The 17,737-nt window shown below is 35.9% G+C and carries 11 protein-coding genes; 9 read left to right on the forward strand and 2 right to left on the reverse strand.

What is annotated here, in order from left to right:
- Positions 1-699: 699 nt before the first annotated feature.
- The 9 genes from FY049_RS08990 to FY049_RS09030 all read left to right on the forward strand — a co-directional run bounded on the left by FY049_RS08990 (position 700) and on the right by FY049_RS09030 (position 15,716).
- Positions 700-4,284: a type VI secretion system Vgr family protein gene (locus tag FY049_RS08990; protein ID WP_446083564.1), complete on the forward strand. Its 3,585-nt coding sequence runs from the start codon at positions 700-702 to the stop codon at positions 4,282-4,284.
- A 69-nt stretch (positions 4,285-4,353) separates the two neighbouring features.
- Positions 4,354-9,288, forward strand: coding sequence for an RHS repeat-associated core domain-containing protein (locus FY049_RS08995; protein ID WP_446083565.1), 4,935 nt, complete (start codon positions 4,354-4,356; stop codon positions 9,286-9,288).
- The gene (locus FY049_RS09000; RefSeq protein ID WP_419328249.1) at positions 9,288-9,773 is read left to right on the forward strand and encodes a hypothetical protein; all 486 of its coding nucleotides are present in this window, start codon (positions 9,288-9,290) and stop codon (positions 9,771-9,773) included. The genes FY049_RS08995 and FY049_RS09000 overlap by 1 nt, the downstream gene beginning before the upstream one ends.
- Positions 9,774-11,579: 1,806 nt before the next feature.
- Positions 11,580-12,029 (forward strand): hypothetical protein, encoded by a 450-nt coding sequence (locus tag FY049_RS09005; protein ID WP_446083566.1) that lies wholly within the window; start codon positions 11,580-11,582, stop codon positions 12,027-12,029.
- Complete coding sequence (locus FY049_RS09010) at positions 12,026-12,520, forward strand: hypothetical protein (RefSeq protein WP_446083567.1); 495 nt, start codon at positions 12,026-12,028, stop codon at positions 12,518-12,520. Before FY049_RS09005 ends, FY049_RS09010 begins: the two co-directional genes overlap by 4 nt.
- Positions 12,521-12,629: 109 nt before the next feature.
- Positions 12,630-13,109, forward strand: coding sequence for a hypothetical protein (locus FY049_RS09015; protein WP_224965281.1), 480 nt, complete (start codon positions 12,630-12,632; stop codon positions 13,107-13,109).
- Positions 13,109-13,831 carry a tetratricopeptide repeat protein gene (locus FY049_RS09020; protein WP_423854412.1) on the forward strand — a complete coding sequence of 241 codons (723 nt, stop codon included), beginning with the start codon at positions 13,109-13,111 and terminating at the stop codon, positions 13,829-13,831. Before FY049_RS09015 ends, FY049_RS09020 begins: the two co-directional genes overlap by 1 nt.
- 20 nt (positions 13,832-13,851) lie before the next feature.
- Positions 13,852-14,316 carry a hypothetical protein gene (locus FY049_RS09025; RefSeq protein WP_224965283.1) on the forward strand — a complete coding sequence of 155 codons (465 nt, stop codon included), beginning with the start codon at positions 13,852-13,854 and terminating at the stop codon, positions 14,314-14,316.
- Between the two features lie 215 nt (positions 14,317-14,531).
- Positions 14,532-15,716, forward strand: a complete 1,185-nt coding sequence (locus FY049_RS09030; RefSeq protein WP_446083568.1) for a hypothetical protein — start codon at positions 14,532-14,534, stop codon at positions 15,714-15,716.
- Between the two features lie 112 nt (positions 15,717-15,828).
- On the opposite strand, the gene FY049_RS09035 is transcribed toward FY049_RS09030, so the two are convergent.
- Both FY049_RS09035 and FY049_RS09040 read right to left on the reverse strand, forming a co-directional pair.
- Entirely contained in the window at positions 15,829-16,662 is an 834-nt protein-coding gene (locus FY049_RS09035) for a DMT family transporter (RefSeq protein ID WP_224965285.1), read from the reverse strand.
- A gap of 75 nt (positions 16,663-16,737) precedes the next feature.
- Positions 16,738-17,718, reverse strand: coding sequence for a LysR substrate-binding domain-containing protein (locus tag FY049_RS09040; protein ID WP_004721384.1), 981 nt, complete (start codon positions 17,716-17,718; stop codon positions 16,738-16,740).
- Positions 17,719-17,737: the final 19 nt, after the last annotated feature.

Here is a 17,737-nt window from a genome sequence, read left to right on the forward strand (position 1 = left end):
GATACAGGACGTACCCCTCGCCCAGCAAAAGATTTTTGTCATCTTTTCATCTCTGAAAAGTGAGGCATCGCCTACGCAAAGGTATTTAAACTTTGAATATAAAGTGTGGCATTGCAAGCTTTTTATAATCAAACAATTTATTTTTTCCATATAATTGATTTAATTAAAAATATTAATTAAGAGAAATTATATTCTTGTGTCTGAGTTTTTTGACAGGTTGATTATAAAACAAATTCTTAACCAAAGATAAGTATCAAGTGTCGTCAAAATTTAAAACAATAGAATGGATAAGCTATTTAGCGGATTTTTTAGCCATGTTTGTAGAGGTCTATTCTATTTGAGTTGTTGTTGCACAATTTGAAATGAATAAAAATTCAATGAGTACATGTTGTATCGCCCTAATTTTGGTTCAAAGCTGTTTAGTTTACCCATACTGTTTAAAACACATTATGCCAATCGACCAAATCGAAATAAAGATAGTCAAACATCAGCTCAGTGTGATAATCGTGTTTTAAGCAGGGGCGTATTTTTAAATAAATATTTGATAAAACAATGAGAAATTTTTATCTTTTATATGAGTTATAATAAAAATAGATGCATTTTTGCTTAAATATTAACCGCAAGATAGACTAGTCTGTATAGACAAAGCCCTAAATTTTTTAGTACAATTGATCACAATTTAGAATTAAATAATAACGCATGTCTAACAATATTTACGCTGCTTTGGAGCAGCTTGGCTTATCAGCACAAAAACGTGCGATTCACGTACAATTTTCTAATTCGGCGTTGAGCCAACAAGTGTTCCTACAACGTATCGATGGAACACATCAAATCAATGAGGGTGTTCGGCTCCAACTCATCTGTCTTGCAACCTCAGAAAGCATTCCTTTAAAAAGCTTTATTGGAACGCAAGCTGCAATCGATATTGTCACAGATAAATCTGAGTTAACCCGTATTTCAGGAATTGTGACCCAAGCCGATATTGGCGCATCTGATGGTTCTCTTACCATCTATCGTTTGACCGTAGAAGACCCAACAGCACTTTGGAAGCATCGTAGAAACTCTCGAGTATTTATGAATAAATCGGTTGTGGATGTGATCCAGACCGTGTTCCAAGAATGGGCACAACGCAGCCCACTGTTTGCCTCAAGTCTGAGTCTAGATAAGAGTGGCTTAAGCAAAGACTATGATGTGCGCCCATTCATTATGCAGGCATCTGAAAGTGACTTTGACTTCCTGACCCGTTTGATGAGAAGTGAAGGGATTAACTGGCTGATCGATGAAGCACAACTTAAAGTGTCGAGCTCAACAGAACAAATTCAAGCACAAAAGCTCCGTTTAATTGATGACAATTCGCAATTTAGTGCCCTAGAACGCCGCAATATTCGCTTCCATAGAAGCAGCGCCGTAGAAAAAACTGATTCAATCACCAATTTTATTGGTCAGCGTTCCATTCAACCGACTTCAGTGCATATCCAGCGTTGGCAAGCTGATGTACTGGATATTGATGAAGGCGCTGGTAGTGTCCAAAGTAAGCACAGCCATAGTGAAAATTATGACAATGCCAGTCTAGCTTTAGAACAAGCATGGCACTTTAGTCCTGCTTGGATTCAAGACCTTAATGGCGAAGATGGCGCAACGCCATCGGGCAACAGTCAGATTGAAAAATTTAACCAAAACCTCAGTAACTACTACGATTCACAAGCCAAACAATTTACAGCAACGTCAACAGTGCGCGATGCACATGTCGGCTATTGGTTTGAACTAAATGAACACCCTGAGATAGATCAACACTCAGGTGCAGACAAAGAGTTTTTAATCACGGCTAAAAGCTTTTATAACCAAAATAACTTACCTAAAGATCTCACCGATCAAGTCACCGCTTTAGTCCAACAAAGCAATTGGCAAACAAGTCAAATCACCAGCAACACGAGTGATGAACGTCAAGCCAGTAATTTAACCATTCAACGTCGTAATATCAGCACGGTTCCAGCTTATAACCCATTACAACACCGACCGATTGCATCACCACAACGGGCCAAAGTGGTGGGGCCAAGCGGAGAAGAAATCCATGTCGATGAATGGGGGCGTATTAAAGTTCGCTTCCTGTTTAGCCGTAATGAAGACAATACCCATGATGGCGGTGCGGGTTCTAATGACAATGACACAGATTCCGCTTGGGTCGATGTCCTGACCCCATGGGCAGGTGAAGGCTATGGGGCGCGATTCTTACCGAGAATCGGTGAGATTGTCGTGATTGACTTCTTTGATGGCAACATTGACCGTCCATTTGTGGTTGGGCGCATCCATGAAGCGCAACGTCATCCAAGTAAGTTTGATGACAAAGGCAAACTGCCTGACACCAAGAAACTGGCAGGAATAAAAAGTCGAGAGTATCAAGGCAGTGGCTACAATCAACTGAGGTTTGACGATACTACTGGCCAAATCAGCAGCCAGTTACAGAGTAGTCATGCCGCCAGCCAACTCAACTTGGGCAAACTGAGTCATCCTAAAGACAAAGCAGAAAGTGATGATCGTGGTGAAGGCTTTGAGCTGAGAACTGACCAATGGGGAGCCGTTCGGGCAGGGCAAGGTTTACTACTTTCAACCTATAAACAAGACCAAGCCAAAGGTGATCACCTTGATTCAGAGCTTGCCAAAAAGCAACTTGAAGGTAGTCAGACCAACAGTAAAGCCTTAAGCGATATTGCCAAGAACCAAAAGACGGATGAAATAGAATCGATTGAGCAACTCAAAGCTTTTGCCGAAGAAATTGAAAAAGATGTTGCCAAGTATAAAAAAGCCATCATGTTACTCAGTTCTGTTGATGGGATTGCCTTAAGTACCCCTGAAGATATCCATCTTTCAGCCACAGGCATCATTAACCATACTGCGGGCGATAGTATTAACCTTAGCACCCAAAAGAATCTTTTGGGGCAAGCTTTAGGCAAAGTGAGCCTATTTGCTGCACAAGGTGGTATTAAAGCCATTGCCGCGCAAAGTAAAGTTGAAATTCAAGCACAGTCCGATGCTTTAGATGTATTTGCCAAACTGGGGATTACCATCTCATCTACAGAAGATCGGATAGAAATCAGTAGTCCAAAAGAAGTGTTGATTACTGGTGGTTCATCACAGATTGCCCTAAATGGCTCAGGGATTTTCCCCAAAACAGGTGGGAAATTTGAGGTGAATGCAGGGCAGCACACATTTAAGCCGGGTGCCAGTGTGAGTAAATCAGCACAACTGCCGCCATCGAATCCGCTCAAAGGCGCACTCGACTTATTAAAAAGCTATGGTGGGCAAGACTTCTTTAAACAAACCGGCTTTAAAGTGATTGATTCATTTGGCAAGCAAGTGTCTGGCAAGCTGGATGGCAATGGCTTTGCCCAAGTGACAGGTATTGCACCTGGCCCTGCCAAAGTTGAATTTGAAACTGATCCACGGAGTGCATGGGATAAAGCAAGTCATTTTAACCGTGATTATACTTGGTCAGAAGAAGTGGTCGGTGGTGCCACAAGCTTTGCACAAAATGCTTTAAATTCAGTGGGGCAAAATATGATGTCCCAACTCAAAAACAATTTATTCTCTTTGAATGCTGACTCATTGAAAGATATGGGCAAAAATGCTTTAAAAGACTTAGGCACACAAAGCTTGGGACAATTTAAAGAACAATTTACTCAAAGTGCATTAGGTTCAGTCTCATCAGCATTGAATTTAAATTTATCTCCGTCACAGATGATGAATGTGGGACAGATGATTGCTAATCCAAGTCAATCCCTACAAAACATTAAAGATCAAGGCATCGATTTCTTTAAAGACCAAGCCTCAGCATTGTTTGCTCAACAGACCAGCGGTTTAGTTTCTAATATAACTGCTGGAACAGGATTTGGGTCGTCACTGGGGCAAGGTTTTGTTGCAGAGTCATTTGGCGCTGCTCAAAATGGGTTTGATGCCCCAGTGAAAGTGGTGGATGATTTTATTAAAAAAGATGAATATTTCTCTCGCTTCTTAACCTATAGCATTACCACTCGAAAAGGCGATGCATCAGTACCCACGATCCCGCAAAATATTCCTCAACAAGTCAGTCAGCCTGCGCCAATTTTGACTCAACAGACTCCACAAGCGACAGCACCAGTCGACGTGAAAAAACCGCAGTCGATTTATGATATGGATAAGGATGTGGTACGGATGGATCTGGAAGAGTCTCGTTATGTCACCAAACAAGTGACTGTGCGAAAAACGGCTGCTGAACAACCAGATGTATATAACGCGCGAAATAAATAATTGAACATTTTTTTGAATTTTAATTGATTGAAATTAAATTAAAAATTAGAACGTATTAAGGTTAAGCTTATGGCATTTATAGACAGTAAAAATCAGACCACAGGGTCAAATACACAGCAACAACCAGCCGCTAAAGAGACCAAGCCAGCGGTAGAATTGGCAGTATTTAATTTGGCCAGTCTGACGCATACAGAAGACCATAAGTTTATCGCCCATCAAATCCAAAACTATTTACAGGCTTGCGGAAATACCAGCCTAGAACAGATCAAAGCAAGCGCCAATGTACCGACAGTCGCCAATATCTTTGCATTATCTGGCAGTGTATTGGATTTAATTCTATTTGCCACAGAACCCAAGCAAGCTGAGGCAGGCGTACAACAATCGGCATTGTTAAGCATGAACTTAATCGGTTTATTTTTACAACCGAATACAGAAGCACATGTGCGTATGGCTTTACGTCCAATGCTGGGTTTAATGGCCGAATGTTTATACCCAGCCAATGGCAAAATCAAAGAAGCTGATTTACGTCGTATGCAACTACACTTAAATGCGCAGATGGCAGGCGATTTAGAAAAATTCCTACAAGAAACACAGGGTAAATTATCAGGTTTATTGTCGAGTGCAACGACATTAGGGACTTCAATTCTGCAAGCCTTTAGCAGCAGTGCTGTAGCTGGATTACCCAGCGTTGCTTCAGCGGGAGCCACAGCTGAAAAACGTGATCCCAGCAAGCAGTTTAGCAACTGGGCACAACCATTGATTGATTTGTTGGGTACACCTGCACAAGCTGATATGACCGCAAAGATGACCCCGAATATCGCAACACGATTAACAAAAGAAGTGCTTAAGGCGACACCACACCTTGCTACAGTGATTCAACAACAAAGCAATGCAGGAACTCAATATAGCCTTGCATGGTTGATCCAAGAAACCCTAAAAGCCATCCAAACCCAAGGTAAAAAAGCTACAGCCAGTGTGCCGTTAAACCAAACAGGCGAACATGAGCAGCATATCAATGGTGATATTTTAGAGTTTGTCACCTTACAACCTGATGCCTTAAATGATCCACCTTGTCAGGGTGTAGATACACAAACAGGTCAAAGTATTAGTTATTCTATTGGTGCTGAACGGGTCAATCATTCAGATTTTTATTTACCTAAAGTTGGTTTTGCCTTTAGTCGTCAATATAACTCTCAAATGAATGAGTTTGACCACAGTATGATCGGCGCACGTTGGATGATGCCATTTTCCAATGTGATCATACAAAATCAAAATGGGTATTTATTTATCGATAGCAATGGACGCAAACACCAATTGCCTGCTTCGATCGTGTATGAAACATATCAGGTACCCTTTGAAGGCTTTAGTGTCGCACCACATGACGATGGGGATTTATTGCTGAATTTTGGTTCAGACTGGAATTTCCATTTTCATAGTTTTAATGCGGGAAAACATTATCACCTCGTTCAACAATTTAATGATCAGACTGATGAAAAAGTAGTACTGACCTATTTATTATTTGAACAATTTGCCTATTTACAGGCGATTGATTTTCAATTGAAACGCGCTAAACACTTAGTCAAATTTGCTTTTAATGAACAAGCCAAAGTCATTGCCGCATTTGTCGATGAACAAGCGGAAGCATTGGCACGTTATGAATACGATCAACAAGGCAATTTGATCAAAGCCATTGATCAAAATGGTCATACACGCAGCTATGAGTATAACCATGCCCATCAATTGACCCGTTATACAGATCGTACTGGGCGTGGGCAAAATATTCGATATGACTCTACCGCACCCAAAGCCAAAGCGATTGAGGAATGGGCAGATGATGGTAGTTTTAAAACCCGTTTAGAATGGCATCCACGTTTGCGTCAGGTGGCAGTCTATGATGCTTATGAAGTTCCAACCTATTATTATTTTGATTTAGACGGTTTTACCTATCGTACTCGTTTAGCCGATGGTCGTGAAAAGTGGATATCTCGAGATAGTCAAAAACGGATTACTCGACAAATTGATTTTGCAGGCTTAGAAACAGAGCAAGTCTATAACGATCAAGATCAATTGGTGAAAATTGTACAGCCAAATGGTGGCATTATCCTATTTGCCTATGATGAAAATGGTAATCTGACTGAAACCAAAGACCCAGAAGGCAATATCTGGAAAAAACAATACGATGCTGATGGTAATGTCAGCAAAGACATTAATCCTTTAGGACATATCACCCAATATAAATATAATAATGACAACCAATTGGTTGAAGTGATTGATGCCAAAGGTGGCTCAAAGAAAATTCAATATAATGATCTTGGACAGATGGTGTCGTATACCGATTGTTCAGGGAAAAGTAGTGCTTGGGAATATGATGAAGACGGTACACTGACGGCACAAGCTGCTGCAGATGCACAACAGGTCCAGTATCTCTATAGTACTCAAGGTAAAGACCGAGGGCAGTTACAAGCAATCATTTATCCTGATGGATTAAAAGAACAATTTGAACATGATGAAGAAGGGCGTTTACTTAAGCATACCGATAGCAAAGGTTTAATCACCCAATATAAATACAATCAAGTCGGGCTATTAGCGCAACGGGTCGATGCCAATAGACACCAAATCGGCTACCAGTGGGATAAACAAGGTCGAATTCAAAAACTAAGCAATCAAAACCATGCCGAATATCTATTTGACTATAATCGTTTTGGGCAATTGGTGCGTGAACAAGCCTTTGATGGTGAAGAAAAGCATTTTACATATCATGACAATGGATTTTTATTTCAAATCCGCCAACCAAATATTCTGACTCAATTCGGTTATCATACGGATGGTTCGATCGCGTCAAAGACCTATACCCATTTGCAGACTCGGCATAGTCAAGTTGAAGAATTTGAATACAACTTAAATAATCAACTCAGTAAAGCGACCAATACAGAAAGCCAAATTGATTTTTATCATAATCAACTTGGACAATTGGTACGTGAGCATCAACACTATAAAGTACCGAATCTAACCCCACTCACAGCAGTATTACGTTATGAGTACGATGAATTGGGGAATTTGACTCAAACCATTCGTCCTGATGGGCAAGTTCAAGCCAATCTAAGTTATGGATCAGGGCATATTTATGGTATTGCTTTTAACCAACAAGATATGGTGGCATTCCAACGTGATGATTTACATCGTGAAACCACGCGATTGCTGGCCAATGGTTTAGTGCAAACTAAGAATTATAATGATGTGGGCTTACTCAGCTCACAAGTCATTCGCCCTGAACAAGAAACAACGGACAAGGTACAATTTCAAGTAAAACGCCATTATCACTATGATAACAACTACCTACTGACTCAAGTTGATGATAGTCGCTTAGGAAAGTTAAATTACCAATATGATCCAATCGGGCGTTTAATTAAAGCGCAAAACCCATATAGTTCTGAAAGCTTTAGTTTTGATCCTGCGGGGAACTTAATTGATCCAATTGCTACACAAGCTGCGCAAGTGAAAAATAACTTGATTAGCCAGTATCAAGGCAAACATTATAAATATGATGCACAGGGCAATGTGATTGAAACCACCCAAGCAGGTCAGACCTTAAAACTCACTTGGGATAACTTAAACCGTCTGATTCAAAGTGACAACAATGGTCAAATCACAGACTATGGTTATGATGTTTTTGGCAGACGATTATTTAAGAATAACCAAACAGACCACAGCCTAACCTTATTTGGTTGGGATGGTGATCTAATGATATGGGAGTCATATCAAGCAAACCAAAATCAATCAAAACAGCAAGACTACACCAAACACTATGTCTATGAACCGAATAGCTTTGTACCACTATTACAGACAGGTTATGCTGGCTTTATTCAGTTGATAGAAACACCTGACTATCGTCAATTCCAAAACGTACCCTATTCGATTTATAAAGACCCTGTATGGAAAACTGAAACCAGAAAGAATAAAGCTGAATTAGAACGTGTTGCCTTTTATCACTGCGACCAAGTCGGTACACCACAAACCTTGAGTAATGAGTTAGGCGAGTCTGTTTGGGAAATCAAACAGGATACATGGGGCACAGCTTTAGAAATTAATACAACAAACCAAGACAATCCATTGGAACAAAGTAATATCCGTTTTCAGGGGCAATATTACGATAAGGAAACAGGTTTACACTATAACCGTTATCGTTATTACGAACCGTTTAGCGCAAGGTATATAAGTAAAGATCCAATTGGATTAGATGGAGGGTTAAATAATTCTGTTTATGTAAGTGATCCAAATCAGTGGGTGGATCCGATGGGATTGATGGCAAAGAGTGAAAAGGAAAAGATGGCAGCGAATAATGCTTCTGTTCTAAAGAATAAAGCAAATGAAACTCAGTTAGCTAAGAGTAAATGGGGCGTTACAAAAGTAAGTGATTATTGGATTGGTCAACAAAAAATTTATAATCAACCTGTTCCGAAAAATAAAAAAGAACCATATTCTGGTGGTTTACTAGGAGGATACAAAATCCCTTCGAAATACAATGACAACAAATCAAAATGTCCAAGTGGAAAATGTAATATTGAAATCGACTATTTAATTTGCGCTGGAAGTTATTATGTCGGGAGTGGAAGTGTAGGGCTGAATGTACACAATGGGAATATTTATGGTGGACTTGGGATTACTAAAGCAAGCTATGATAAATTATCTGGCAAATCTGCAATTGGTGCAGGTTGTTTAGGTTTTTCTTTGGGGCAGTTGGATTCTAAATTAAATAGAGCGACTTTGACAGATTCTGCAATGAGCGGAGAATCATTTGGTTTATCATACGGTGGGCCTTTTGGTTTAGCAGCAGGAGTTGATATGCCGATAGCAAAAGGTGGTAAAATTGCGGTTAACACAGGGGGTGGTTTTTCAACTCCTGGTGTAACATATTTTGATTTTTCACATAGTAAACATATTGGTAATACTAAAGATACAGAACCTTATGCAATAGGGCTGATGCGTTCATTTGGGGGATTATGATGAAAAAACTTATTTTACTATCAATTATTTCAACAATCTTGTTAGGTTGTAATGAATCAAAATTTGAACAGGGTCAAAGCTTAGAACAACTAGAAACTAAAGTAGATGTAAATAAAGCTAAGTATTTAAAAGAAATGCAGTACATTTTCTCAAATTATGATTTAGTTTTATATGATACTCAATCAGTTAGATCTTCAGATTTTTTCTATTTTATAGAAAGAATAGGTTTTTTTGATAATGAGATTTATTTGAAAGAGGTAAGACCAAGGCTTGCTCAAAAGGGGTGGGTCTTAGTTGAAAAGAATAATTTTAGTGAGCTTTTCTGTAAACAAAATCAAGCAATTGGTGTAACATTTCCAACTTATAAAAAAGAAATGGATGGAGTCAATACTGGTTATTTTACTTATCAATTTTATAAAAAAGTTTCAATAACTTTAAATTATACTACTGCTAAAAATAATATAAGCTGTGTGGTAAAAGATTAATAGTGGTGTTTACATTCAATAGCATACGATAAAAAAACTTTTATATACTAAATACAATTAGCTGTAGGAAAGTAGCAGTGGGATTAATAAGGGGGAATATATAGTATAGAGTTTCGCTTTGATGAAGTGGTAAACAGGAGTTAATAAAGCATTAGGTGGGTATTGTGAGAAATAGAGATGAATTAAGTTTAAATAGATCAGATTATAATGGTTTGAAATACTATTATTATATAGGTGTTTTTTTTATATTTTCTTTTTTATGTTTTAATTTCCTTACCTGATGAATCAATTTTAAGGTTTTTGGTTACTTTAGTTATATTGATGATTATTCCTGGTCTTATTTCTTATGCAGGTTTATTTTTTCTTTCATACAATGTGTATAGCTATCTTGAGAGCAATAAATCATTCGATTCAAAAGGGAAATTTTTACTTAAAGTATTGTTTTTTTTATCTTTATTTAGTTGTTGGTGGAATTATTGTTTTTTTCTCGTTTTATACACGATTCTATTTTTTAGCACCAATTTTATTTATATTTTATTTTTATTTTATAAGTATTAATATAAAATATTTAGTACCATCATACTCAAGATACTTAAAAAGGTAAAATATATTTCTGATCACATTTTTTTTAATTTCTTGTGGTGGTAACTCGAAGTAAGAATTAAATATTTCTAAAAACTTAAATAATCCTGTAGGAATAACAACTTGGTTAAATTCAGCTGTAATAGGTGCTACCTCGGGAAGTATTGCTAAAGATGTATTCAAATCTGATAAAAAGGAGAAGAAATAAATTATGATTACACTAATCGCTGAGGTTATAATTAGTATTTTTATTTCTAACTTTAAATCAGAAGATCATCCTTATCTGATAAATTTTTTTAAAGGAATAACAATAGGTTTAATTGGATATTTTTTAGGAAATCTAGTAGGGTATATCGAAAATCATAAAGTTATGGAATACAGTAAACAAATTATTTTTTTTATTGTTACACAATTTATAGGGTTTGTTTGTTTTATTTTTTTATCGATCGTTGACTTTTTAAATGGAGGCCACCATAGTAAATAAAAGTTTAACTTAAAATTATAATTGTCAAAAATTAATTAAATGAGAATAATGTTATCCTCATTTAATTTCATAAAGAGCATTATATTTATAAGTAGCCCAAAATTATGTTGGAAGGGACGAGTGTAGTCAACGATTATCCCCTTTCATTGAACCAAAAATTTCACAGAGATAGCCTATACAAAATATCCAATTATCACCAATTGATTGGGGAAATCGTTAATGGAATATTATTTTTTTCTGAGAATATAAGTACAAGTTACATTTTTATAGATTATTTGAAATTTAGTTATATGAACTTACATAGAGCTAGATTCGAAAATTCTTCATTAAAAAATTATATTTTTTTCAATCAAATTTAAGGGGTGCTTTTTTTATTAATTGTGAAATAAATATGTGTAAGTTTATAAATACAAGTTTTTTAACTTTTAATGCATTGAATACTTTATTTCATAACTCTTTATTTGAAAATTGTCTGATTTTGAAATGATAAAAAATAAAATAGAGAAAAAATGGAAGTTGGTTTATACATCTGAGGATCAGTATGTTTTTTGTTATAATAAGTATAATCAAATGACAATTATTTATCCAAGAAAAATGGAATACTATGATAAATTTGGTTAGAAGTTATACATAAAGTCTAGTTCTCTTGATAAGTGGGGGATAAGTATAAAGTATATAAAAGAAGGAACTTTATATTGTAAGGATGTAAAATTTTAGGTTAATCTAGGAGATAAAACATATTGCATAAATTTATTTTTTTAATAATTTTGAATCTATTTTTACAAGCATGTACTGATATAGATACTTCCAAAAATAATGAAATTAATGTTGAAAAAGAGATTTCTTATTTATTTGATGGTTATAATTATGATTTAAAGGTAGGTATGCAACGAGGTTTTGCAAACTACTATAATGTTTTTATTCTTAAGTCTGATTTATCCTTGTCTGGCTTTGAAAGGATAAAAAGTAAAATAGAGAAAAAATGGAAGTTGGTTTATACATCTGAGGGTCAGTATGTGTTTTGTTATGATCGGTATAATCAAATGACAATTATTTATCCAGGAAAAATGGAATATTATGATAAATTTGGTCAAAAAATATACATAAAATCTAGTTCTCTTGATAAGTGGGGGATAAGTATAAAGTATATAAAAGAAGGAACTTTATATTGTAAGGATGTTGAATTTTGAATGGTTTTTTATTGAGAAAACTAAAATCAACTTTGGATAAAACTTATAGATTTAAAATGTATAAAATATTCTTTTCTATACTAGGATTATCCTTTTTCTTGGTGTCTTGTGTAAATAATAATCCAAATGAAAAAAGACTTGATATTCAAGAGTTTTCAAAATTGGTTTTTAAAGGGTATAAATATGAGTATGAGCCTGGGATAGTGAAGCCTAGTGCGGAAATTTCTAATATTGTAATATCTAAATCTGTTATGAGTCAGTCTAATTTTTTTGGTATCGAAGAAAAAATATTAAAAGAAGGATGGGTCAAGAAGTATGAGTATCAGGGATTTAATGTATATTGTTATGATATTTATAATAAATTAGGAATTTTATATCCAGAAAGGAAAGCATATTTGGATAAGGATGGTAGTAGTATTAAGATTAGTAATTTTGATAATTGGTTGATTTATTATGCATATAGTGATTCTGGTGTAGATGGATGTGAGTAATTTGTACGGAGTTTTTATTTAAAATTATTTGGAGTGATTGAAAATTAAGATAATAGTTTTCTTGTTTGAAGTGCTGATTAATTAATAGGGCTGAAAGTTGAAGTGTTTTATGGTGTTGAAATATATATGTATTTTATTTGTTTTAATGGTGGGGTGTAGCTCAAATACAAATATGTATGAAAATAAAGATAGTTTAAATTTCTCTTTGGTAAGTGAAAAATTATTTTATGATGTTAAATATGATTTTGTTGAAGTTATAGTCAAGGATAAGGTCGAAAATTATAATGTTTTTGTTAGTAAAAAAGAGATGAGTATTGACTTTTATAATAGTGCTGTAACAAAAAGAATTAAAGATATGGGTTGGAAAAAAGTTAAATCAACCTATGAGAATCAGGATATATACTGTTATGATGAAAAAAATGAAATGGCAATCTTATATCCTACAAAACAAAATTATTCTTCGAAAGATGGCAAAAATGGGTTTAGTATAACAAAAAAATATCTAGACTATTGGGTTGTGTATTATAGGTTTAAAGATGATGGTACGAATAATTGTAAATATTTAACACCGATATTAGGACAACGATAATGCTAAAGAAAACGCTCTTTATATTGTTAAGCAGTACAATTTTTTCAGTACACGCAACTCCTGATTTTTTAAGCTATAAAAATTGCAGTCCGCTAAATTTAAGTGATGCAAATTTTAGTCTTTCATCGAAAGATGTCTTTCCTGAATATTCATACATCACTAAAAATTATAACTTTTTGACGTTACCGATTTCAGATCAAAATCAACATTATTGTTTAATTATCAATAATAAAAATAAAGTGATTGTTGATGCTATTCCGACGATGTTAAGCGGTATGTGTGCTGGAAAGTGGGATAAGCAAAAGGATCTACCTATTTGGGAGGCTGATGTCGGTGGGGGAAGAGGCGCAGTTGTTTATATGAATTATTCAACAAGCCAAAATTTAAAGAAATTGAAAAAGTCTGAGAAATTAGAAATAGATGAAATAATCAAAAGCATAAATTGCCAATTGCCTGTATATAGCAAAAATGATATTCAAGAACTTAATGATTCTGCATTTTATTTATATAAATTAGGCTATTATAATGAATCTTTAAACATTTTAAACCGTGTTACAAAGCTAGATCCAAGTAGAGCAGTAGCTTACTTAAATATAGCCGATATTTATGTCGCACAAAAAAATGAACCGCTCGCAAGGAAAAACTACGCTCTATATTATGCAGAGATGAAAAAATTAGGTCTTTTAAGCAAAGTGCCAAATAGAATTAAAAAATACTTATAGTTAGGTTTTTTTGAGACGTTATGAAAAAAATTATTAAGTCTATTGTAACCTCATTTCTAGTGTTTTGGCTGGCTGCATGTTCAAATACAGATAAAGCAGAAATTATTCCTGACCGTTTTAAGAATTTTATGAATATATATTTTCATGGCTATATTTATGAATATAAGGACATTAATGCTCGTGGTAATCATAATTATGGTGAGCAATATGCATTAATTAAAATTAAAAAAGCAGATTTAAATCGCGATGAAATGAAAAATATTTATAAAAAACTTGAAGATGGAGGGTGGAAATTAGTCGAGACTAATCATGATAATTACGTTAATTTTTGCTATGGAGAAGATTTTTCTCTAATTATTTTATATCCATTAGGAAAATTCGCAAAGACTCCAGCAGGTATTCCATCAAGCTATGATGACATTAATTTCTGGCAGATTTCTGTTTATAAAAGTACATCAAAGTTAGCTGCATGTAATCAAAATTAAAACGATTTTATTGATTTTAAGACGTTTTGATTTGAATCGTTGTCATAAGTTTGGTTTTTCAATAAAACCTAAAAATCACAGTTTTTTACCTCCTTATCGTGATTGAATCAATCCGCATTAAACACAGTCTGTAAATTCCGACTTTATAGTTTGCCCATTGTTTGTTGTACATAAATTCTTCATTTTTATATGAGGTTAAACAAGGATGTACAATAATGAAGAAGTTATTTCTATTTATAGGTTCAATGGGGCTTTTGGTCAGCATGCCTAGTTTTGCAGCAGATTTAAGTATAGGTGACCCTAAAACAGAATCAGGTGAACTTAAACTTTCAGGCGCAATCCGTACCCGATATATGTACAAAGATTATATCGTTGAGGCAAATGAAGGTTCTAAAAATAAGGACTGGCAGCTTGCAGATATTAAAACAGTATTGAGTTATGAAAATCCAAATTGGATTGCCTCATTAGATCTACGCTGTTACCAATACAGCCGCTTATGTGACGGATTATTTCTAAAAGATGCTTGGGCTGGGTATAAAATTTCAGACCAACAACGCTTTACCGTGGGCTTTCAATCAGTTGATTTTGGATTTGGTCGACTGTGGGGCAACAGCTATTATGAAACCTTGCTAAATACAGTTGGCTTAGAAGATATTCAAAATCTAGGTGCCAAGTATCAGTTTAAAAATGATCAATACAATTTTATTTTAGGTTTTTATCCAACAGATGGCGGTAACTATACAGGGACATCCAAAGACGCCAGCCGCTATAGTGGTAACTTCGTTCAAGCCGATGATTTAAGCCAAGGTACAGATATCGATGAAAAAAATATGTGGGTGACTCGCTTATCTAGAAAATTTGAGTTAGACCCTGCGCAAAAGTTTTCAACTGAGATTGGTGGTTCATTCTGGTACTCAGATCTGGAAAATAATCGCGCGCAGCAAGATGGTCATCGAAGTACGTGGAGTGTATTTAGCACAACCAATTATCAAGCATGGCAATGGCTTTTCCTTGCAGGTGAACAGAACATTAAAAATGCCGATAATCTTCTGCCAAATAGCTCAACCATCGGGGCATTTGATTATCCCTACGAAGTGGCCAATAAAGGCAAATTTATGGCCAATGAAATTAATTACACCTTGGCTCAACCCTTTTATCAGTTAGAAAATATTAAACCTTATCTGTCCTATAGCCGCTTCTTTAAACATCAAAAGGGCTATCAAGATTCAGATCGTTTAATTGCTGGGGTGTATTTTAATTATAAAGCAGTAGGGATTCAGGGCGAATATATTTGGAGTCGTAATGATCCAATGACAGGCGGCAGTGCCAACGGTCTTGCACACGGCGACAGTAATCAGTGGAATAAATTATTTTACTTATCACTTGGTTATTATTTCTAAAATTAACATAGAAGATCAACCAGTCTATTTAAAATAGGCTGGTTTTTTCGGTTCTGCCTACGCCAGCCATTCTTAGGAATAGATGGTACTTAGTAATAAATGGCTGTTAGGGTTAGACGGCTCTTAGGACCAATGCCCCGATTAAAATAATACATGACGAGACAATACGTATCGTATTAACTTGCTCTTTAAGAATAAAAATCGAAATCAGCGTCGCAAATAAAATCGAGGTTTCACGCAGTGCGGCAACAATAGCAACTGGTGCAAGTGTCATCGCCCACAATGCGAGTCCATAAGAGAAAAATGAGCCAATCCCACCAATTAAACCGAAATGCCAATTATGACGAAAATAATTACCCATCTGGTGATATTGCATTTTCAAGGCAAACATAAAAAAGATCAGACCTGAGAGCACAAAGCTCCATAAGATATAAGAAATGGGTGATCCTGAGAGACGAATCCCATGACCATCCACCAAGGTATAGCCAGCAATTAAAACTGCATTGAGCAAGGCTAAGCCAATCCCTTTTCTTCCTGTTTGAGAGGTCGCGAAGATCATAGATAAAATGCCGATGGAAATGGTAATGATCCCAAGCCAAGCATTGAGTTCTAATGTTTCATGCAGCAAGAATGTCCCTAAAACTGCCACAATAAGCGGTGCAGTACCACGCATCAGTGGATAACTTAGTCCCATGTCAGCGACACGATAGATTTTGGCAACCATACCAAAATAGAGAATCTGTATTCCCGTTGAGGCCAAAATATAAGGCCAACTAGCGCGATGTGGTATCGGGAAAAAGGGCAGTAGTAGCGCTGCTAAAACTGCTGCTGATGCAGTCACCAGTACAGTGGTTAAAAATTTATTTGAGCCTGCTTTGACAATAGCATTCCATGTGGCGTGAAATGCCGCTGCGATTAAAATAAGGCCAAATATTGCCGTGCTCATATGCTGCCTGCATGTTCATGATTGAATTAATGTGCATGATGTTGTTAAAAAAAGAAAGCAGGCAACTGATCTCGATTATAAAAATACCTTTTCAGCGTGTTGTGTTACCGATTCTACCGGTTGAATCAGTTGTCCACGTGATAAGTTCTGAACATGCTGCAATCGATTCTGTAATTCATTTTGGATAAACAGGATACAGGTCTGTAATTTAGACGAGCTTTTTAAACGTGACGGGTAGACTGCCCATACATCGGCATCTTGCCAGTATTCAGGCAAAATATGCTGTAACTGACCGCTAATCAACTCATCTGCAACATCCCAAATTGAACGTAAGATAATGCCATGACCTTCGACTGCCAATTGGTGAATAATTTCACCATTATTGGAAATAAAACGTGGGGTGACATGTACCGACATATCTTCTGAAGCGTGGCGTAATTTCCATAATACCGAGGATTGGTCACGTTCACTGATGGTTAAACAATCATGACTACGCAAATCGTCTAAACTTTCAGGCATTCCATTTTTTAGTAAATAGCTTGGTGCAGCACAAAAAATTCGGAAATTAGAAACCATTTTTTTGGCAATCATATTGGGTGCAATTTCATTGCCAATTCGAATGTCCAGATCAATACTGTGTTGAATTAAATCTTTCGTATTATCAATTGTATCAAACTGAATTTCTAATTTTGGATACATGGTCAGCAGTTTAGACAAGATCGGTGCAACGTGTTTCCGCCCAAAACCAAAGCTGCTGACAATATCAAGATGCCCTGTGGGGGTACTTAATGGGTTATTGACCAACTCACTGATTTCATCAAATTCATCCAAAATATGAGCGACTCGCTCCAAAATCAGTTTGCCATCTTCAGTCAAACTGACATGACGGGTACTGCGATGAAACAATTTACAGTTTAAATTGTTTTCTAAAATGTTGATACGCTTACTAATAAATGCAGGCGAAACACCCAGTTCCTCAGCAGAATCAACAAAACTTTTACGTTTTGCGACTGTGCAAAAAACCTTTAAATCCGATAGGTTAGGTAGATTATTCACGATCCGTGTCCATTGGGGT

This window comes from Acinetobacter sp. 1125_18A, from assembly GCF_052824985.1.